Below are 20,637 nucleotides of genomic sequence, written 5' to 3'. Positions count from 1 at the left end.
ATCTGCATATAATGGACTAATATATTGATATTTTTGTTATAGCATTACTTGTTCAACTAACCGATAGCCTGATGTACCGTTACCGGAACAGCCATTAAAGAACAGTGTTACAGGCTGATTTGACACTCTGGCACTTAAAAGAAGCGTAAAAATGCGTTTTTCAGCGGGAGTGTTTTGATTTACTTGAATCCAGCCATCCTTCCCTGTGCAACCATCATTATTATCTGCACCAGAAGATTTAAAAAGTACAAAATCATCACTATATGCTCTTAAACTATGAATATTTACCTTTCCCCCGCTATGGCTGGTGTATGCGCTTACGGCTATTGAAAAAAATAAACAAGTAACTAAAAACAGACTCTTTTTCATTGGTGAAATCCCTGATGATGAAAAAAATCCAATACTTTTAAGCTAAAAACGCTTCCAGTATTAGAGCCATCTTTTGATGGCTCACTATTTTATAGTTATATTATTTACAGGTCGAACTGAACCTTATCAACAAGACGCAGCGCGTCTTTGCGTTTAGCGGCGACTTTTTCAAGCGCAAGCGGGTCAGCTTTAAATTCACCCCAGCTTTTTACCAGCTTAGACGGTTCAACATCCGGCTTAACTGGGTATTCCATGTTGAGTTCAGCATACATAGATTGTGCTTTATCTGAACTTAGGAATTCCACAAGCGCTTGGGCCTGTGTTTTGTGTGGGGCGTATTTTGTGATAACGGCACCACTGACATTGATATGTGCACCGCGATTAGCTTGGTTAGGGAAGTTAAGGTTCACGGCGTTGGCCCAGTGAACTTGCTCTTTGTCTTCTAGCATTTTGCCGAAGTAGTAGCTGTTGCCAAGTGATAGGTCACATAGGCCTTCTTTGATGGCTTTTACTTGTGCGCGGTCACTGCCTTGAGGTTTACGAGCTAGGTTTACTTTTACATCTTTCAGCCACTGTTCAGTGGCGGCTTCGCCGTTGTGTACAATTAAAGAAGCAATTAAGCCTAGGTTGTATGGGTGTTTACCTGAGCGGGTACAAATACGGCCTTTGTATTCTTTGTTCGCAAGGTCTTCGTAATTGATGGCAACTTTACCCACACGCTCTTTTGACGAATAAATATTGCGCACACGTTTTGTGAGTGCCACCCCAATGTTTATCGCTATCACGAAATTGTGCCGGAATACGCTGATTGATGATGTCGCTATTAAAGGCTTGGGTTAAGCCTTCTTCTTTTACTTCAAGTAACTTAGAAAAATTGGATGTGAGCACGACATCGGCTGGGCTCAGTTTTCCTTCGCGTTTAAGGCGTTGAATAAGACCGTCTTTAGCGAAAACCACTTTGGCTTCAATGCCTGTTTCTTTAGTGAATTGTTCAAGAATCGGTTCGATTAAGAACGGCTGACGAAAAGAATAAACATTAACACTGTCAGCTAATGAGAACTGAGCCGTCATTGCTAAGCAGACTACGAGAATAAGGTTGCGCATTGATCAACTTCCTATATGAGAATGCTTATCATCCTAACATAGGACGTAGTCTAAGCTAAAGGCATGATGATAAAAATAAATGTTAACCCGCGCTCGGAAAATGAGCACTGATATGTTCAATTTGGCGCTCAATTAAAGCTTGGTAATTGGGCGTGAGATGATCCACCCAATAACACACCACAGCATCGGGCTGGTTTAACTGGACCAAATTGTGGTGCTTGTTAAGTGCAAGTTGGCTGGCCAATTGGCCTTGCTCGCAACAGGTTTTACTCATGAGTAAGCTATTAGCTTCACTTTGTTCACACAGTAACGCGGCGCCATTACAGGCTTCTTTATCGTTATTCATGGGTAGCCAAGGGTACGCATCGGCTTGGGCCGTATTGGGGAAGCGTCTGGTCAGTATATCGCCGCAGTGCAGCGCTAATTGATACGCCACCACGGATTGTTGTTTCTTTATGCGCGCTTGATTTAGCAGGTCAATGAGCCCCAACGCGAGCAGACCTGTACACACACCATGAAAAGAGTGTTTTTGATCACTTTGTTCTTGGTTGAATAGCACCATGACACCGTCGCCCTCATAACTGACAACCGTGCCGTTGTAGAGCTTTGCCGCTTGATTGATGAGGGCATAATGTTGATTCAGTAGCTCAGCTAATTCGAACTTATTGATTTGCTGTTGCACTTGTTCAAGATTGGCCAGTTTAAAAAATAATACCGCACCTGTTTGGTAATCGCTTTCGATGGTGAGTTCACGGTTTTGCCATATGGGAAATAATTGCGGCTGCATATATTGCCCAAGGGATTGATGCAGGGCCCTTTGCTGATTGTTTAGTTGATGATGTTTTGCCAGTGCGTCACTAAAGTCTTTGAATTCACCACTTTGGTGCTGAGTGACTTGTTTAATCGCGCCCAAGTGCTCTAACTCATAACGGCTCTGTTCTAATTTAACGCCTAAACGGTGGCCAACAAACCAAGCGGCTAGTGCACACAGTGTGGTAAACAATAAGCTGAGTATTAGCCACAAGCCATAAAGCTGCCAAATTCGTTGCTTAAGAGGCTCATCGTTTAGGCGGATCTCTAATAAGCCAATGACTTCATTTTGATACTGAATGCTCATGGGAATGCCGCTGCTGTCATCGGCACTGCCTTGTTCGGCTACCACTTTGTTGTTCAGGTCATATACCGCGGCATAGCGAATATTTGGGTACTCTGTGAGGGTAGAAAGAATCACATTGAGACTGAGTAAATCTTGGCTAAAAATAGCTTCAGCCGCTTGTAAGCTTACTTGTCGCGTCAAGGTATGGCGCATATCAGCTTGCTCTTGCTCAAGGTGTTCAGCCGCTGAGCGTGTAATCGGCAAGCCTAGAATGGTGCTGGCTAAAATGGAAATTAATAACGCAATAAATAATGCCCGAATACTTAAAGGCCAATTTTTTTCTAATAATGTCATTGCAGTGGCAAATATAATGAAAACAGAGGCCAATAGTATCGGTAATTCAGGTGTGCGCCTACAGCGTGATTCACTATAATGATAAAAAACAAAAATTGTTTTTGTTTCACGCACAAAGGCTAAATGGTTTATCATAGCGGCCTTTTTGAGCAGGCTATCAGCCCCGATTTTACATTCGATGCATAAAAGGTGTACACCATGAGCGATACTAAAAAGCTTCTAGAAGAGAAAACAGCCCAACTAGAAAAAGGCCTGTTCTTTATGAGTAAAGATCGTGCCCGCGCACTGTCTAACCATGAAACTGAAGATTTAGTCGATGAGCTACGTGCTGCGGTTGCCGAGTTAAAAGCACACGCTAACCAGCTGTAATTCCTCTGATACACAGGTGCCCAAGTGAAAGAAGTTGTACTGATTAAGGTCAGCGGTGAAGATAAACCGGGTGTGACCGCTCATATTACCGGTATTTTGGCCCAATATGGTGTGAACATATTAGATATAGGCCAAGCGGAAATCCATGACAATCTTTCCTTGGGGATACTGGCTGAAATGCCCGGTACCGCCGAGTCGGCTGCCGTATTAAAAGATGTGTTGTTTCGTAGTCATGAATTGGGTATGTCGGTGCGCTTTACGCCGGTATCGACTGAAAAGTATGAAAGCTGGGTCGCAGCTCAAGGCAAGCCTCGCCATATTATTACGTTGTTAGCTCGTAAGCTAACAGCCGAACACATAGCTCGTGTGACCGAAGTCGTCGCGCGTTATGAGCTAAACATTGACAATATTTCCCGCTTGTCAGGTCGTATCCCATTAGAAGACGATGAGAGCCAAGGGCCAAACAAGGCCAGTGTTGAATTCTCAGTGCGTGGTCATGCTGATCAAGCCGCTATGCGTGCTGAGTTCTTACAAGTGTCTAGCGATTTAGGTGTGGACATCGCCATGCAGGCGGATAGCCCGTTCCGTCGTAATCGTCGCTTAGTGGCGTTCGATATGGACAGCACGCTTATCGAAGCCGAAGTCATCGACGAGCTGGCCATCGAAGCGGGTGTGGGCGATGAAGTCATTGCCATTACCGAAAGCGCCATGCGCGGCGAGATCGATTTTAATGAAAGCTTCCAGCGTCGCGTTGCATTGTTAAAAGGGCTAGACGAATCTGTTTTAGCACAAGTGGCAGCACGTTTGCCCATTACCGAAGGTGCAGAGCGTTTAGTTTCAACCCTTAAAAAACTGGGTTATAAAACCGCTATTTTATCCGGCGGCTTTCAATACTTTGGTCAGTTTTTGCAAAAGAAGTTAGGCATCGATTATGTGCACGCTAACGAATTAGAAATCGTTGATGGGAAGGTTACAGGTAACGTAACCGGCACCATCGTTAACGGTGAACGCAAAGCGTTTTTACTAGAAGAAATCGCTAAAAATGAAGGCATTTCACTTGAGCAAACCATCGCGGTGGGTGACGGTGCAAACGACTTACCTATGTTAAGCAAAGCAGGTTTAGGTATAGCGTTTCGTGCCAAGCCTTTGGTTCGCCAAAATGCAGAACAAGCCATTTCAACCCTAGGCTTAGATGGCGTGTTGTACTTATTGGGTATTCGCGATCGCGACGATATTTAAGTTATCGCTTACGTATAAGAGCTAAATAAAAAAAGGGTTCGTGCTGAAAAGTAGGAACCCTTTTTTGTTTTATTTTTTACACTATTTTTTGTCGACAGTATCAGTCGTCGTTGAACTCATAATTCATTTGCGTGGTTGGGCCACTTAAGTAGAAGCCTTGAATAAAGTTCACACCGCTTGTCCATAATTGTGCCACGATGTTGGCATTTTCGACAAATGGGACAATAGATGATTTACCATGTTCACTGATACCACTTAACAATTGTTTCAAGCTCTCCATGCCTTGTTCGGTATTTAATTCTTGCGTGAACGAGCCATCGACTTTTACAAAGTCACTGTGGATATGTTCAAACAATTTGTATGGGTCGATGGCGGAGCCAAAACGACTAATAGCGACTTTACAGCCTAGCTTATTCAATGACTTAGTCATGAATTGCGCTTGTTTCAAGTGGTTGATGGCATCGGCTTCGGTGAATTGAAAAATCAATGCATGGCTGGGTAATTTTGATGCTTGCAGCAATTTATGCAGCCACGGCAGTAATGTTTCGTCTGTCAGTGATTCATTTGTTAGGTTGATGAACAACCGTGTATCAAGGCCTTGAACTCGCTGCTGGGCTAAACGCTTACCTGTATTGAGAATCACCCAGCGGTCAATTTTACGTTTTAACTCTGGGCTAATATCGGCCAAGAAGTTTTGTGGCGAAATATCGGTCTCATCACTATCAACTAAACGCAATAGCGACTCGTAGTGCTCACCCGCTTCGTCACGTAAATTAATAATTGGCTGAAACAATAATTTAAGTGTGTTGTTTTTGATGGCGTCTTGAATTTTAGCTTCTAGACGTTCGCTATCGGTATTGGCTAATTGCGCTGGGTTGTATAGGTAAACGCCATTACCTTTCTCGGAGCCTTCTATTTTGCGTACGTGATAGCTTGCTTCGTGAGCATGTTGCAATACGTCTTTAGGTGAGCGAGAGCTTTCATTAATTAACGACACACCAATGCTACAGGTTACTTGAATGGTACGTTGATCAACGGCCACTAAGTGCTCTTGGATCGCCTTGCGAATATGGTCCGCAAAACCTTGAGCTTGTTCGGCTTTGCTGTCGTGTAGCAATATACCAAATACATCTTCCCCAATGCGGGCGACTAAATCTTCTTCGCGACACTTGCTGCGAATTAAGTGGCCCACATCACAGATGACCATGTCAGCGCCTTCAATACCCACACTGGCTTTGCATTTACCAAAGCTGTCGATGTTCACGTAGGCGATCGCCCCATTGGAGCCGCTAATAACCGCTTGGTCAACCGCGTCGCCTAATTTCTCGTTGAAGTATTGTTTGTTATAAAGGCCGGTTAATAGATCTTGCGAACTAATGAGTTTGAGTTTGCTTTCAAGGTCGGCACTGCCTGTATTGGAACGTATCATCACTTGTATGCAAGGCTCATCATCGTAAGTCGCGCGAGCAAACATCATGCGGCTATTCACTTCTTTGCCTGTTATATCAAGCATCTTGCATTGAAATTCAGCGTTACGGGTTTTGCCGGAGTTAAAGTCTTTTAAGAATATTTTAAATCGACCTTGGTCTTTGCTGTAAACCATATCCATTAATGGAATGGTGAGCAGGTCGTCAGAATCGTCGTAACCAAAAACAGAGGCGTAACTGTCGTTTGCAAACAAGTGCATGCCATCTTGAATGTAAGCAATGGCATCTTGTGCGCTTTCTAATAGAACTTGGCAGCGTTTTTCCGCCTCACGTAATAACGCTTCGGCTTCACGCAGTTCACGGCGCAACTTAAGGTTTTTTATTTCTCTTAATACCACTTGCAGTATGTGGTTGTACTCACCGGAGGGAACAAGGTCAACCGCACCACTTTTGATGGCTTTTTCTGCCATAACGCTATCAATTTCATCGTGAAAGTAAATGGTAGGAATGTCTTTACCTTGACGCTGAATTTCATTTAATACGTCTTTACCATTTAGTTGGCTCATTTCCATGTAGCACAGGCAAACATCCCAAACTTGATCGTTGAGCTTAGTCTTAAGCGTGGCCATATCTTGAGCGATATGCGCTCGAGTGGCGTGTCCAGCGTTACGCAACAAAAACTGGTGACTGTTTCAGCTTCGTGCTGAGATTCTGAACAAATCAGCAATCGAATCGCTTCTTTAGCCTGCATATAATTAAGCTCGCTGCCGTTCTTATAAATAGTGGGTGTTCTGGCGATTATAACGGGTTGTGTCGTTTGCTTTAAGTACTACGGATGGCTTTTAGTGTGAAAAAGTACCGTTTATCAGGTAATTATAGCCGCTTGTATTGAATTGAAGAGACGCCAAGGCCGTTTGAGACGAGCCCTTTGCTAAAGCTTGTCCCAGATCGATGCAAATTCATCGTCAGTATTGCTATCTTTGCTTTTCTTGGGCGGCTCGGTAAGCACTTGAGTTAAAGACTGGTAGTGGTACTGAACAAAGCTTCTTGATGTTGACTGACGTTTGATCAGTTGAATGCGTTGTTGCATGTTGCCATCAACTAATTCGGCTTTACTGCCCACTTTGAATGGCAGTATCGGTAGCAATAATGTTTCTTCTTGGCCCGCCGCGGGTAGTGCAGGTAAGCGAATGCCGCGTAAGTACTCGCCATTTTCTCCTGTTTTATTGAGTATACGCACAGCTACGGGTTCCGCTTTTGGAGCCAGTAATTCAATGCCGAGTTGTGCCGGCATATTTTGACGTGAACGGATCCAGCGAATCGAACCGACGGACCAGTTATTGATTCTAGGCTCTCTGATAATCACCAGCTCACCGGTTTGCACGGTGGCAGGAGGATCAGATAAAAATATGCCATAGCCGCCTGGACTCGTATTTTCTATTTGGGCTGTTAGCTCTTTGCCTTTTGGCCCTGTATCTTCATCGTCATTTTCACTGGTGTTTTTGCTGATAAACGCAATGCTATCGAATGCAATATTCTCGGCATCATGAGAAAAACTATTGCCAGCATCAAAGCTGTTGTCCCACACATCGCCGCCCCGCTTGTTTTTGGGTTTGTTTTCGGCTAATTCTACATTCCATTTTTTTAACAAGTACGGGAAGCTTTTCTCACGTGCACAAAAAAAGTGAGAAGACACTAACCCAATGCCAATCTGTATGTCGCCAGAATTCTGGGTGCGTCTAAAACTGCGTTCCTTCATTCCGCCCCAAGCGTGCAGTAAGTGGCTGAGTAAAGATTCAGATATATTGCCAGGCACGGTAATGATATTCGCTTCTTTATTCAGGTGTTTTTGAAGTGCTTGGACTAACGCACCTGGGTTAAAAGTACGTACCGAACCGGATAATGTGGTTTTCACTAATGAACGATAAACTGGCGCACTATCACCAGTGGCCATGAATACGAATTGTGCTTGGCTGTCTGTGTTTGATGCTAACTTGGTTAAGTTGCTCCACAGTTCGGTTGCGGCATATAGGTTTGCCTGTTCAGACTGACGCAACTGATTGGGTTTGCTACAACCCAGTAATAGAATACGCACATAACTATCAAAAATAGTGGTACTTGCTCGAAAAACGCCTTGGCTGTCTTTTACATCGTACAGTTGGATTTGTTTGCTCTCGGCTAATATATAAAGCTGATGCAGCTCTAACCATGCGTTTTTAGGGGACTGATTGTACAGCTGAAACGCTCGTAATATGGTTTGACTTAAGTCGCTAATCGCACGATGAATAGCAAACGTAAGCAGCTTTGGGGTGTCATTTTTTTTAACCGGCGCATCGGCAATATTAAGAATGATGTGTTTGTAGCCGATGGCCAGCTGGTTTTGTAGGGTTTGCGCGAGCATCACAATTTTAAGATCGTTGTCGTTTAAGACAACCGATTGGTTTAAGAAACGCTTACCGAGCAATTCGCATATGCTGTAAATTTGGCTGCGAATAATTTCGAGCATTTTATAACGCATTATGGGGTTGATCTGGGTAAGGTTTAATTCTCGGCTGGCTTGGTACAATAGTTTGGCTGCGGCACCCACATTGGCCATAGGTAGTTTTTTGCTCCAAGCTTCAAAACCACTTACGCTGCCATCGCAAAAGCTGAGGCTGCTTTGTTGTATGTCTGGGACAGAAATACGCATGTTACCATTAAGCCCTTCCATGATATTTCTCTCGTCAATTTCAGCCAGCAATTGAAATTCCTCTTTGAATTTTTAAGGGGCTGAGCATTGTGAAATGCTACAAATCCATTCTTCCTTGAACGGTAATAAGTTAAATACTAATTACTAACGTCATTATTCGCCAACATTTATGCTTAATTCACATGCTAAAAGCTCAAAAATGGCGAGATTGGCGTCAATATTAGCGTATTTAGGTGTATTACCTAGCATTTTTTAAGCCTAATTAAGAAAAATAACACGATGAAAAATGAGGGAGAGAATAGGGTGATCATATGGATACTGACGGTGATAAGTATATGCAGGATGATATTTTGCTCAGTGCAAATGAATTACACTGACGGCTAATTACCCACGGCTGTATGAATGGTATGAAACAACATCGTTACCAAATTTTAGCTGCAACCCTCAAAGAAGAAATACAATCTGGGCTGTGGTTGCCAGGGCAGAAAACTGCCCTCTATCAAAGCGCTGTGTGAGGCAAATCAACTCTCTAAATCAACGGTCATAACGGCTTATGGGTTACTCGAAGCCGAACGCTATATTGAGTCTAGGCCGCGTTCTGGTTTTATCGTGTCGGATAGCGTAATGCCTCATGCCAAAATGATAAACCTACCGTTAAGTAACCCAGCGGTGATTCCAGCGCGTGTTTCTACTCATCAAGTGGTGGTTGATATTATGGAAAAAGGAGCCGCGTTTGATTTGTTGCCAAGCTCGGCTAAAGATCAAGATAACCCTAATCTGCGTCGCAGTTTTTCTAGAGCCTATCGTAAAGCCTTTAGTTATGAACAAAATTATTACGATACGCCGTTGGGCTCACCAACCTTGCGTGCACAGATTGTCAATCGGCTGCATGCAGGTGGCTCACACTTAATAGCCGATGACATTGTTATTACCAGTGGCTGCCAACATGCTTTGCAGTTGGCATTGATGGCGACAACTCAGCCAGGTGCGGTTGTGGCGATTGAGTCACCTGGGTTTTATGGAGCGATTCAATTAATTGAAGCATTAGGCTTACAGATATTAGAGTTACCAAGCTCTCCTATATCGGGTATTTCAATTGATGCGATGACAAGCGCGTTTGAGCAATGGGAGGTTAGCGCATTGATTATTTCGCCTAACTATTCAACACCAACCGGTGCTGCTCTGAGCGAGGATGATAAACAGTCGGTCTTGCGAATATGCCAGCATCATGATGTTGTCATTATTGAAGACGATATATACAGCGAACTTTTTTTTGGTTTGCAACGTCCTCGAACGATTCATTCATATGATGATTCAAATACAGTACTGCTTTGCTCATCTTTTTCGAAGTGTTTATCCCGTGATATTCGTGTTGGTTGGATAGCGGCGGGTGATTTTGTTGAACAAATTAAACGTTTAAAAATCGTGACGACGTTATCGGTGAGTACCAGTGTGCAACAAGGTTTGTCGGACTACATTCAGCGAGGTCATTTTGATCAATATTTACGAAACAAGCGCACACGCTTAGCCAGTCAATGTCTTCAGCTACAACATCTTTTACCTGACTACTTACCCTCAGCGATTCGTTGGAGTAAACCCAAAGGTGGGTTAAGTTTATGGGTTGAGTTAGATGCGAATATTGATACAGCATTGCTGTATGGGCGAGCACAGCATAAAGGCATTACCATTACGCCTGGCATCTTGTTTTCAGCTCAACCCAATTATCGTCATTGCTTACGTTTAAGTTTTGCGCATGAATGGACCGCTCAAAGAATGGCGGCATTAAGGTCGTTAGGCCGTTTAATTGAGGACAATCAATAGAAGAATAAAAACGCCGCTTGTCATCTGTACCCCTATATTTTTCAGAATCTAACCCTATTGCGTGCTGCTTTATCGATATAGACTTCTTCTTTGCAAATAGAGGCACGGCTAATGCGAAAAACGCCAAGAGATTTTGTACATGTTGATGACCTGTGGGAGGCGGACGGTAAGTGGCCTTACTATTTTATCGCACAAAAAGTATGGGTTTATGTTGATGAGTATCGAGCTGAATTGGCTGGTGATCAGGACTATAGTCGAATCATTATCCATTCAACATCAGAACAAGGTTGGATGTATAAACGCCCTTTGAAAGACAAAGTGATTGTGGAGGGTGTACTGAATAAAATTAAGCGTCCTGTCTCAGAAGAACAGCTTGCTGATTTGGGGTTTATTGAATGGACAGGCACCAGTATTAACGGTTAAACAATGCGTTGTTGTTACATCGATTATGCAAACCTAGCGAAAGCAATACGTATGAATGGGTGGCGCTTACGATAAGATAGCACCTGCCAATTCATACGTGAGTATTATCTAAAAAGTAAATTTTGTGCCCACATGAAACGACAGTGGTTTGCCTGGGCGATAGCCATAAGGCTTGGCTGATACAACATATTCATGATCGAATACGTTATCTATTGAGCTATAAAGTTTGATGTTGTGCTTTAACTCATAGCTTGCCGATACATCCACCACTGTGTGCTCATCTATTTTATCCGTCACGGGAATAGCACCTGAACTTGGAATATTACGCATATCACTTTGGTAAAGCACAGAGATATTCGCCTGCCATTTTTCTTGGCCGATACCCGCTTGAAGATTTAGGCGGTGCTCAGGTAAATAACCAATTTCAAATCCATCTTCGATAACAAGATCTTTTTCTCCAAACGCACCGCTGACATCTTTAAAGGATTCGCCAAACTCACCATGACTATAAGTATAGGTTGCGCTCAGCGGCAGTTTGAAATGGTCTAATTGCTTTTCATGTTTCCAGCTTGCTTCAATACCGTAGACTTGTGCGTTTCCTGCATTGGTTTGCTCACCAACGGCGCCGTTTGAGCAGGAGCCCTGAGCAAAACTACAGGTGCCACTGAATTGGGTGTAATCATTTAAAAAGGCGATGACTTCAGCATGACCTAAACCAAAATACCGAAACCCCATCTCATAATTAATGCTTTCTTCTGGTTTGATGTCACCGCTGCCACCGGGTGTGGCAGCTGTAAAGCCTTTATGAATACCGGCTAAGACACCAAAGCGTTGGTTGAGCTGCGAATAGATACCAATACCGGGTAAGGTGACCGACTGCTCTAATTTATCTTCTTGCTCAGCAATACCCGTAAACTGGCCATAAGTGGTCTTGGTCGAAATAATTTCTTCGTGGCGAATCCCCGCGGTGATAGTAGTGTCACCAAAGTGCATTTGATCTTTCGCATAAATAGCCAAGGCTTGCGCATCGTTTTTATTGAGCGTGGTTGTACGCAGGGAATCAGTCACCACTTGCAGTGAGCCATCGGCTAAAGTAGCGAAGTATTGTTCGCTATGGTTACGTTTGATTTCGTCTTCATGATAACGAATGCCTATTTCAATTTCGTGATTCAAACCAAACATGTTTGCTGGCATATTAATGCGAGTTTGAATCCCTTGTGAAACAAAGATGCGACCATTATTACCAATGCGCAAATACTCATCGCTATTGCTGCTGGCGGCTTGACCGCTTAAGACTTGGTAATAGGTTTGATAGGTGATTGGGTCGGCCAATACATCCTGAATGGAAACATTAGCATCGCCATTATCTTTTAATGCTTTGAAACCATTGACCTTAAACCAATCTCGATCAAAATTGTTGCGGTAAACATCGGATGTGATTTTTACGTCCTGTACATCCATTTGATGAGTCAGCTGGAATTGTTCATGGGTCCATTCCATTTCATCTAACGACGAAGCGTTGTAACGACGGTAAGGGTTGGCATCTAAATCATCACGGGTTAAGCCCAAATAGGTTTCATTTGAAAGCTCATCGGCATAGCCCAGTTTTAAAACAAATGAGTGATTATATTGACCAAATGTCTGCCAGCTGGTTTTAACATTAATATCGTTGCGTTCAAAACCCGTATCACCGCCTTTATCTAAATCTTTAAAGCCATCGGCACTAACACGCAGCCCTTCAATTAAATAACCAAAGTCACCCACTTGCTGACCTTGGTATACATTTAAACGTTGAAAATTATCACTGCCGTATTGTAAATCTAATTCACCTTGAGAGTTGTAAGGGATTGGTCGGCTGACCATGTTAATGGCACCGCCTACCGTAGCAGGGCCATATTGAATCGTGGCTGGGCCTTTGAATACCTCAACTGCACTCATGCGCGAAATATTCGGGAAATAATAAGCGGCGGGTGCGGCATAAGGAGCCGGGCCAGAAAGTACGCCGTCTTCCATAATGGTGATTTTTTTACTGCGTTCAGGTGATGTGCCGCGTAAGCCAATATTTGGGCGTAGGCCATAGCCGTCTTCTTCTTGCAGATTAACGCCGGGCACTGCATTTAATACTCGGTGAATATCGGTGTACTCAAACTTTTCGAGTGCAACATCGTCAATTAAGGTGGCAGAGCCTGGTTGGCGAAGAATATCGTCTGCGCCACCTGTGATGTACATTTTTTCTAAGGCTGTCGCTTGTTCATCAGCGAAGACTGGCAACGTAAGGACAAAACTTGTGATAAAGGTGATGGCAATTGGTTTTTTAAAATAAAACACAACAGACTCCGCTGGGAAATTGTGTAGAGATAAATATTAGAAAAAAGAAAGGCCCCGCAGGGCCTTTATAAATATGTTACAGGCCGCAACGTGTTACTTTTTGTGTATCAAGTAGGTGCTCGTACTTGGCATCGGTTAAGCTCATAAAAAAGCATACCATGGCCTCAATATTCTCAGGCGTAAGGTTTTTATCATTTTTACTTAAGATATCATGTTCAATGTTGTCCGTTACCTCGGGTGCCGCCCAAGCAATACCTGTTTCTGGATTTAAACTTGCGTCTGGACGGTTTAAGCCGCGTAATTTTGCATGTTCATAAAATTTTAAAACAGTTTCTAATTCGTTAAATACACCGTTATGCATATAGGGTGCAGTTAAGGCAATATTACGCAATGTAGGTACTTTAAATTTACCTTTATGATTTGCTGCGTCTGACTTTTCATTCACGATAGGATTATTAAATAAGCCTAAGTCAGGAACGGTTACCCCATTAATAGCACGTAGGGCGGTGTTTTCAGGCACGCCGATGTTATGGTATTCAAAGCTTGTGAAAATTTCCCCCGCCACACCGATTTCACGCAATTGATGACAGGCAGCACAGGTGAAATCAGAAGAGAAAAATAAGGTTTTACCAAGAGCTGCTTTGCTATTTGGGTCGTAAACATAGTCACCGCTCAAAGATGCATCGTATTTCGAATTGAGAGGGAAAAACGTTTCGCGATTCTTAAATTCAAAATCGCCAATAACCTCTGTCATTGCGTCGTAAGCGGTATCAACATCATTAAAAATATCACTCGAGAATAATCGCTCGAATGTTTCCACATATTCTGTATTTTCTTTGATGCGCTCGATGACGGCTGCTTTGCTTGGCATGTTCATTTCACCAGGATTAAGTGGCGGGCCACCAGCTTGTGCGGCTAAATCTTTTGCACGGCCATCCCAAAATTGTCCGCCGATAAAACCTGTGTAATGACCAATTGTTGATTTTTGATTTTTTACGCGAGTGCGAGAATCGTATTTAAAGTCAGGGCTAAATGCGGCGTAAGCTGCAGTAGGCGCATTGCGATCACCAATGGATACTCCGTTATCGCCGAGCGACCCCGCTGAAACGTGTGATGCGTGATAAGTTGCGTTAATGCGATTATCCACAAAACCGTGCTCAAGGCTGTGGCAAGTGGCACAGGATTGGGTACGGTCGAACGATAGGTTTTGATCAGAAAAGAGCTTTTCACCAAGTGCTTCTTTTGTACTGATAGCGGGATCATTGCTAGAGCTACCACAGCCTATGAGGGCAAATAAAAAAGAGCTGATGATGAAACTGAGCTTAATGGGGGCGTTAATCTTGATCATGTAATGCAAACCACAGGTATAAGGCCTTACTGCCAGCGAGGATATTACTATAAAGATGGAGGAATTAAAATGATAAGTGTTCTCATACTCCTTAGTTATTGCTAATCATTTTCATTTGTATTACTGTGCGGCTCATATTTAACCTCATTCTACTAAAAAAGCATCAGGGACTCGTATGAAACTTAATCAATTGGCCGCTTGCGTAGCAGCAGTATCTTTTCTAACGGCTTGTGGCAGCTCAAGCGACAGTGATTCGGCCCCCGCTATCAACATGGAAAAAGCAGAAGCAGTACTCAGCACCAATGCAGACATTGCATTGGCGGCTTACACCGATTCGGTTGAGACGGCTAAAGCATTGAAAACGGCATTGGCTACTTTCAAAACTACACCTGATGCAACCAACCTAGAAGCCGCCAAAAAAGCGTGGTTGGTTTCGCGTGAACCTTACGGCCAAACAGAAGTATATCGTTTCCGTAATAGCCCAATTGATTCAACTGACTACTCAAGTGAAGACGGGCCAGAAGGTGACCTAAATGCATGGCCACTAGGTGAAGCACTAATCGATTATGTTCAAACTAATGCAACAGACTTCACGGCTAGCCAGGTCGGTGTGACGGCCAATAGCGCTGAGATTAACTCTAACGGCGTAGTAGATGGAACGGTTGCTAATCAAAATATCATTCAATCTGATATTACGATTAACGCTGCTTTACTTGCAAACACAGCAACGGCCAGCGATGAGCATGATGTTATTGCCGGTTACCATGCCATTGAATTTTTGCTTTGGGGCCAAGATCTAAACGGTAATAACGGAACAACAAATGGAACGGATCGTCATACGGCTGTAAACACGGGTGTTGCTGGTGGACAACGTCTTTTAACAGACTTCACTATAGATGTTGCAAACCCAGCTTCTGATGCTGCTCGTCGTCATGCCTATTTAGAAGTTGCGGTTGATAAATTAATCGCTGACTTAGAAAGCGTACGTGACGGTTGGAAAGCGGGTGCCGATTACCGTACTGCTTTCACAACCATCGCTAACGAAAGCCAAGCTAAGCAAAAACTAACAGAAATCCTAACGGGTATGGGTACTTTGTCTGAAGGTGAGTTGGCTGGCGAGCGTATGCAAATTGCGTATTCTTCTAACTCTCAAGAAGACGAGCATTCTTGTTTCTCTGATAATACTCACCGTGATGTTTGGCTAAACGCTGAAGGCGTATCAAACAGCTTTTATGGTCAATATGCGGGTTATGATAGTGATCAAAATGGTACGGATGACGTTATCACAAATAAAGTAAATGGTTACGGCATCAATGATTACTTGCGTGATGTGGGTTTAGATTCTTTAGCGGACGAAGCGGCAGCTAAGTTTGCTGTTACAGAAACGAATTACAAAGCAATTGATACAAAAGCGGGCGAAGGTTTCCCATTTGATGTATTAATCATGGATGAAAACCGTAACGCGACGAACCCTGTTGCATTAACGATAATTGCTTTGAATAAACAGTCAAATGCGATTCAAGATATTGCCACTGAGTTAGGTTTAGGTGATGTAGTCGATGATGATGCTTCTTCATGTGACACAACAACACCTGGCGTAACGTGTGACTAAGCGTCACGGTTAGTTTGAGTGTTTTTTAAAGCCGGGCATTGCCCGGCTTTCTGCGGTTTGAAATCTGCATTTTGTTGTTCAGGTAGTACGCGTTATGAAAAGAATTTTAGCTTTAACATGCTGGTTGTTGAGTGGCTGTGATGTGTATTCGCCGGCATTGGATTATCGTGCCACGCAAGCGCCGCCGTATAATGAATCTGAGTTATTACCGGGGGGAGAAACGTCGGTTTCTATCAAGCCCTTTGCTAGCTTAGAAAAGCCAGCGGCTAACATGACAAGTGAATTGAAGCCGAACTTTCATGCTGGTAAAGCATTGGCAAATCAGCCTTGGATTAAAGCGCCGACGACCACTACGGCCCGTGATGGCTTGGGCCCTGTTTATAATGCTCGAACGTGTTTGGCGTGCCATATTAAAGGTGGCAAGGGGACTATTCCAGATAACAGCGAAACACCGCTTTCTACAACGTTGGTGCGTGTGGGTAAATCACACAACGACCCAAGTGCAACCGCCCAGCTGTTGCAGCAACAAGGTTTGGTTCCGCACCCTGTGTATGGCGACCAAATTCAACATCAATCTACCTCGCTCTCTCATCAATTACGCCATATAGAAAGTGCAAAAAATATCCCTCATGATGTTGCGCCTGAAGCTTATATGCATGTGCAGTGGCAGGAATCAAAATTTGTATTCCCTGATGGCCGTGAAGTCATGTTGCGCAAACCCACTATTGATTTTCGCTATTTGGGTTATGGTCCTTTAGGTGACGATACCTTGTTGAGTATTCGTGTGGCACCCTCTATTCATGGTATGGGCTTGCTTGAATTGATTGAGCAACAAGATATTAATGCCTTAGCGGATGAGGCGGATAAAAATCAAGACGGAATATCTGGTCGAGTAAATCAGGTATGGGATGTAAAGTCGCAAACGGTGAAACCTGGCCGTTTTGGTTTAAAAAGCAATAAACCCACATTAGAAATGATAGTTGCCGCTGCCTTTACCAATGATATTGGTATTACCAATTATTTATTTCCAAACCAGCCTTGCACAGCTAAACAGGAAAACTGTGTGAGACAAATAACAGGCAATGATGACGAAGGTGTCGAGTTGCCTAAGCATTTACTCGAACTAGTGGTGGACTTTAATCGTAACCTTGCTCCGCTCAAGCGGCAAAACCCTCAAACTAAAGCAGTGTTGAAAGGGCGGGAGCTGTTTTACCAATCGGGTTGTAACCAGTGCCATCAACCGCGATTTGTGACTGGCAAAAGTGAACGGTTTACACATTTATCCAAGCAAGAGATTTGGCCATATACGGACTTGTTGCTGCATGACATGGGGCCAGAGCTAGCGGATAATCGCCCTGAATTTTTAGCCAGTGGCCAAGAATGGCGTACGGCACCTTTGTGGAATTTAGGTGATCAGCCTGGTGTCAGTGGCAGCCATGTTTTGCTGCATGATGGCCGCGCGCGCAATGTAGAAGAAGCGATCTTGTGGCACGGTGGTGAAGCCGAAAATGCGAAAGACAAGTTTATTCATTTGCCTGTTTTGCAACGTGAAGCCTTAATGGAATTTGTATATTCATTGTGATGTTATGAGTCAAAAATTAATTAATAAGCCCATTACTCGTCGACGTTTTGTTCAGTCTATATTAGCGCTGGGCGTTACGGCACCTGTGGCGGGTGTTTTGTTTTCACAGTTTAGTCAAGCTCGTGCCAGTGAGATCTGGTTGTCAGCACAAGGGCGTGATGACGAACATTTTAGTTTAGGTTGGGTAGACCCAAATGCGCAGCAAAGCCATGGTGCATTGTCCGGTTTTCGTGGCCATGGTATGTGTCAAAACCCGACGAAGCCTGAAGAAATTATGATGTTTAGCCGTCGCCCTGGTACGTTAGCAGTAAGGGTAAATACCCTAAGTGGCGAAGTGGATCACGTTTTTCACAGTGAGCCAAACCATCATATGCATGGGCATGGTTGTTACAGTGCTGATGGTACGCAACTTTTTTATACTGAATCTAATTATGTGACTGGTGAAGGTAAGGTCACGGTACGTGATGCCAACACGTTAGCGTTTAAGGGCTGTTTTAGTAGTTACGGCATTGGCCCCCATGAAATGGCATTGATGCCAGATGATAAAACGTTAGTCGTGGCCAATGGTGGTTTACGTACGCATCCGGATAGTGGGCGTACAGTATTAAATTATGAATCCATGCGTTCAACGCTTGCTTACATTAATAGTGAGAATGGTCAGTTAATTAGCGAGCATGTATTGGCCGAGCCAAAGGCGAGTATTCGTCATTTGGATGTGGCAGCTGATGGCACCGTTGCCATTGCGTTACAAGTACAGCGCGCCGCCATGAGTGACGATCATCTCGTGCCATTAGCGGCGGTGCATAAAGATGGGCATGACATTGAAGTATTAAATGCACCAACGGGTTTAATCAGTAAACTCAATGATTATATGGGCAGTGTTAAGGTTCATAGTCAGAATCGTTTGGCGGCTTTTACGAGCCCCAAGGGCAATATGGTGATGTTTTGGCATCTGGATGATTTAAGCTTGCAGGGTTATCACTTATTCCATGATGTGTGCGGTTTAACGCTCAGCGCGGATGAACGTTATTTTGTGCTATCTAATTCAGCTGGTAAGATTCGCCAAATCAGCAGTGATACCTTAAAAGAAGATAAAGCTAAGCGGTTGTACTTTGCAGATAAAAGCTGGGACAACCACATGATGACGGTCACGCTACCGGTATAGATAAATTAGTCAGGTGACGTATTAAACACCTGTATTTGGATATTATATGTTTATGAATGTTCGCACTGTAAAAACCGTCATTTTGGCTTTAGCCTACAGCTTTGTGTTAACAGGCTGTGGCAGTGAAAGCTCTACCTCATCAAAAAAACTTGGCAGTGAGGTCGATGTAGCCGCCATTCAAGTGGCTGATAATACAATTATCCCCACTGTGAATAACCTTCAAAGCCAAGCTCAATTACTGGATAACAGCGCAGAACTGTTTTGTGCTGCGGGAAACACCAACGAAGCGAACTTGCTGAGCCTTCAACAGCAATGGAAAGAAACCAATAAAGCGTGGTATCAAGTATTACCGTTTAAATTTGGGCCAGTAGAAGGCGGCTTGGATATTAATATTGTTGAACCTATTTACGCGTACATTGATTATTTTCGCTTTAATAAAGGCAATGACCAAACGTTAACGGTGCGCAACAAGATCAAAGAATGGGTCGACGGCCCAACACCTACGACTATTACCGACTCTTTTATTGCACAGAAAAGCTCGAGCCTTGTGGGCTTTTTACCTCTAGAGGTCACTATTTTTGAAACAACGGATACGCAATCTGGTGTTGTATCGGATGTGCTGAATGAATTTTCTACTCAGGCCCGCAAGTGCCAAGTATTAACGGCGTTATCGAGTCAATTGCTTGTGAAAATCAATGAGATTCAAGAAGGCTGGGTGAGTAACTACGCTGAAAAAGGTAAAAGCTTTCGTGATATGTTAGCGAATGATGAATTAAAAGATGCAGATGTGAATGACTCGGGTGATTCAGCTATTTCAAAAATCACTGTGTCGGTACAAGATTATTTTGATTACTTAAAAAATAGAGATGTAACGGAAAGCACGAGCCAAATTTCGGGTTCTATTTGGCAAAGTGTTGAAGCCTCCATACTGTCAGTGGATGAAGTATTAGCGGGCACGAATAAAAGTTCGGTCAGCCTAAATGCCATTATGAAAAATAAGGGTTTGACGGGTACGGTGGCGTATCTTAAAGAAAACATTGCCACACTACGTACTGCAATTACCGCTGAAAATTCGATAGATTTTAAAGCCGCCGCCGGTACATTAGATGGCAACTTTAAACGTGAACTTCCAGACGCCCTTGATGTTAGTTTAGGGTTTAATTTTACTGATGGTGATTAATATATAATAAGCCATGATGAAAAGGGCGAAAGCCCTTTTTTTGTATCTGCTGTTTAGTCTAAATAGGAATCAAGGTTTTAGACGCCCGCCCATCCACCTCACGCACAAGCTTAGGCACAAGAAAACCCGGCAGTGTTTTTTGGATCTGTAAAATTAACTGTGTGGCGATAGGCTCACTTACATCAAAATGATGAGCGCCCACAACCGGATCAAGTAAGTGAAGATAATAAGGCAGAGCATCAAATTCAAATAAGCGCTCACTTAAGTCAATGAGACTTTGCGCGTTATCGTTCACCCCTTTTAATAACACGCTTTGATTTAAAACATGAATGCCAGCGTGTTTGAGCGTTTGCAGTGCGTGACCCACATGTTCATCAATTTCGTTAGCGTGATTGGCATGCACCACCATAATGCTTTTCAATCGGCTTTGCTGTAGACGTTTAACAACGTCATCGTTAATACGATCCGGAATCACAATGGGCAAGCGACTATGAATACGTAGGCGAATTACATGGGGAATCGCTTCAATCG

Annotated in this window: 16 protein-coding genes and 1 pseudogene; 8 read left to right on the top strand and 9 right to left on the bottom strand. The window is 43.5% G+C overall.

Features of this window, described 5'->3' with window-relative positions; all coding sequences use genetic code 11:
• Positions 1–36: 36 nt before the first annotated feature.
• The 4 genes from ACU6U9_RS23200 to ACU6U9_RS23185 form a co-directional block, all read right to left on the bottom strand.
• Positions 37–369 carry a hypothetical protein gene (locus ACU6U9_RS23200; protein ID WP_446737252.1) on the bottom strand — a complete coding sequence of 111 codons (333 nt, stop codon included), beginning with the start codon at positions 367–369 and terminating at the stop codon, positions 37–39.
• 104 nt (positions 370–473) lie between these two features.
• Entirely contained in the window at positions 474–1,085 is a 612-nt protein-coding gene (locus tag ACU6U9_RS23195; RefSeq protein ID WP_446737251.1) for an extracellular solute-binding protein, read from the bottom strand.
• Complete coding sequence (locus ACU6U9_RS23190) at positions 1,078–1,473, bottom strand: hypothetical protein (RefSeq protein ID WP_446737250.1); 396 nt, start codon at positions 1,471–1,473, stop codon at positions 1,078–1,080. The genes ACU6U9_RS23195 and ACU6U9_RS23190 overlap by 8 nt, the downstream gene beginning before the upstream one ends.
• 82 nt (positions 1,474–1,555) lie before the next feature.
• Entirely contained in the window at positions 1,556–3,058 is a 1,503-nt protein-coding gene (locus ACU6U9_RS23185) for an adenylate/guanylate cyclase domain-containing protein (protein WP_446737249.1), read from the bottom strand.
• Between the two features lie 63 nt (positions 3,059–3,121).
• Here ACU6U9_RS23185 and ACU6U9_RS23180 point away from each other — a divergent pair, with 63 nt between their 5' ends.
• Together ACU6U9_RS23180 and serB are read left to right on the top strand one after the other, a co-directional pair.
• Positions 3,122–3,292, top strand: a complete 171-nt coding sequence (locus tag ACU6U9_RS23180; protein ID WP_446737231.1) for a hypothetical protein — start codon at positions 3,122–3,124, stop codon at positions 3,290–3,292.
• A gap of 24 nt (positions 3,293–3,316) precedes the next feature.
• Entirely contained in the window at positions 3,317–4,531 is a 1,215-nt protein-coding gene (serB, locus tag ACU6U9_RS23175; protein WP_446737232.1) for a phosphoserine phosphatase SerB, read from the top strand.
• 100 nt (positions 4,532–4,631) lie between these two features.
• On the opposite strand, the gene ACU6U9_RS23170 is transcribed toward serB, so the two are convergent.
• Entirely contained in the window at positions 4,632–6,635 is a 2,004-nt protein-coding gene (locus ACU6U9_RS23170; protein ID WP_446737248.1) for an EAL domain-containing protein, read from the bottom strand.
• A gap of 254 nt (positions 6,636–6,889) precedes the next feature.
• Positions 6,890–8,668 (bottom strand): hypothetical protein, encoded by a 1,779-nt coding sequence (locus tag ACU6U9_RS23165; protein ID WP_446737234.1) that lies wholly within the window; start codon positions 8,666–8,668, stop codon positions 6,890–6,892.
• Between the two features lie 603 nt (positions 8,669–9,271).
• On the opposite strand from ACU6U9_RS23165, the gene ACU6U9_RS23160 reads away from it, so the two are divergent.
• The gene (locus tag ACU6U9_RS23160) at positions 9,272–10,468 is read left to right on the top strand and encodes an aminotransferase-like domain-containing protein (RefSeq protein WP_446737247.1); all 1,197 of its coding nucleotides are present in this window, start codon (positions 9,272–9,274) and stop codon (positions 10,466–10,468) included.
• Between the two features lie 111 nt (positions 10,469–10,579).
• Positions 10,580–10,891 carry a hypothetical protein gene (locus ACU6U9_RS23155; RefSeq protein WP_446737236.1) on the top strand — a complete coding sequence of 104 codons (312 nt, stop codon included), beginning with the start codon at positions 10,580–10,582 and terminating at the stop codon, positions 10,889–10,891.
• 108 nt (positions 10,892–10,999) lie between these two features.
• Here ACU6U9_RS23155 and ACU6U9_RS23150 read toward each other — a convergent pair whose 3' ends face one another.
• Entirely contained in the window at positions 11,000–13,219 is a 2,220-nt protein-coding gene (locus ACU6U9_RS23150) for a TonB-dependent receptor family protein (protein WP_446737237.1), read from the bottom strand.
• A gap of 76 nt (positions 13,220–13,295) precedes the next feature.
• Positions 13,296–14,567, bottom strand: coding sequence for a cytochrome-c peroxidase (locus ACU6U9_RS23145; protein WP_446737238.1), 1,272 nt, complete (start codon positions 14,565–14,567; stop codon positions 13,296–13,298).
• A gap of 175 nt (positions 14,568–14,742) precedes the next feature.
• Between ACU6U9_RS23145 and ACU6U9_RS23140 the strand changes: the two genes are divergently transcribed.
• The 4 genes from ACU6U9_RS23140 (at position 14,743) to ACU6U9_RS23125 (ending at position 20,106) form a co-directional block, all read left to right on the top strand.
• The gene (locus tag ACU6U9_RS23140) at positions 14,743–16,179 is read left to right on the top strand and encodes an imelysin family protein (protein ID WP_446737239.1); all 1,437 of its coding nucleotides are present in this window, start codon (positions 14,743–14,745) and stop codon (positions 16,177–16,179) included.
• A 94-nt stretch (positions 16,180–16,273) separates the two neighbouring features.
• A complete protein-coding gene (locus ACU6U9_RS23135; protein WP_446737240.1) occupies positions 16,274–17,761 on the top strand; it encodes a di-heme oxidoreductase family protein in 1,488 nt (495 codons plus the stop codon).
• Positions 17,762–17,765: 4 nt separating this feature from the next.
• A complete protein-coding gene (locus ACU6U9_RS23130) occupies positions 17,766–18,926 on the top strand; it encodes a DUF1513 domain-containing protein (protein WP_446737241.1) in 1,161 nt (386 codons plus the stop codon).
• Positions 18,927–18,972: 46 nt separating this feature from the next.
• The gene (locus ACU6U9_RS23125) at positions 18,973–20,106 is read left to right on the top strand and encodes an imelysin family protein (protein WP_446737242.1); all 1,134 of its coding nucleotides are present in this window, start codon (positions 18,973–18,975) and stop codon (positions 20,104–20,106) included.
• Between the two features lie 58 nt (positions 20,107–20,164).
• Here the strand turns inward: ACU6U9_RS23125 and ACU6U9_RS23120 are convergent.
• Positions 20,165–20,637: pseudogene (locus ACU6U9_RS23120) on the bottom strand (KamA family radical SAM protein); the annotation flags it as partial.

It is taken from the genome of Pseudomonas sp. HK3, from assembly GCF_052920985.1.
This window is presented reverse-complemented; position numbering and strand designations above follow the sequence as displayed.

Bases quoted from the DNA above. Each gene is read 5' to 3' on its own strand.
- ACU6U9_RS23140 (WP_446737239.1), top strand. From the start codon at position 14,743: ATGAAACTTAATCAATTGGCCGCTTGCGTAGCAGCAGTATCTTTTCTA.
- ACU6U9_RS23190 (WP_446737250.1), bottom strand. From the start codon at position 1,473: ATGCGCAACCTTATTCTCGTAGTCTGCTTAGCAATGACGGCTCAGTTC.
- ACU6U9_RS23125 (WP_446737242.1), top strand. From the start codon at position 18,973: ATGTTTATGAATGTTCGCACTGTAAAAACCGTCATTTTGGCTTTAGCC.
- ACU6U9_RS23145 (WP_446737238.1), bottom strand. From the start codon at position 14,567: ATGATCAAGATTAACGCCCCCATTAAGCTCAGTTTCATCATCAGCTCT.
- ACU6U9_RS23185 (WP_446737249.1), bottom strand. From the start codon at position 3,058: ATGATAAACCATTTAGCCTTTGTGCGTGAAACAAAAACAATTTTTGTT.
- ACU6U9_RS23135 (WP_446737240.1), top strand. From the start codon at position 16,274: ATGAAAAGAATTTTAGCTTTAACATGCTGGTTGTTGAGTGGCTGTGAT.
- ACU6U9_RS23165 (WP_446737234.1), bottom strand. From the start codon at position 8,668: ATGGAAGGGCTTAATGGTAACATGCGTATTTCTGTCCCAGACATACAA.
- ACU6U9_RS23160 (WP_446737247.1), top strand. From the start codon at position 9,272: ATGCCTCATGCCAAAATGATAAACCTACCGTTAAGTAACCCAGCGGTG.
- ACU6U9_RS23130 (WP_446737241.1), top strand. From the start codon at position 17,766: ATGAGTCAAAAATTAATTAATAAGCCCATTACTCGTCGACGTTTTGTT.
- ACU6U9_RS23155 (WP_446737236.1), top strand. From the start codon at position 10,580: ATGCGAAAAACGCCAAGAGATTTTGTACATGTTGATGACCTGTGGGAG.
- ACU6U9_RS23200 (WP_446737252.1), bottom strand. From the start codon at position 369: ATGAAAAAGAGTCTGTTTTTAGTTACTTGTTTATTTTTTTCAATAGCC.
- ACU6U9_RS23180 (WP_446737231.1), top strand. From the start codon at position 3,122: ATGAGCGATACTAAAAAGCTTCTAGAAGAGAAAACAGCCCAACTAGAA.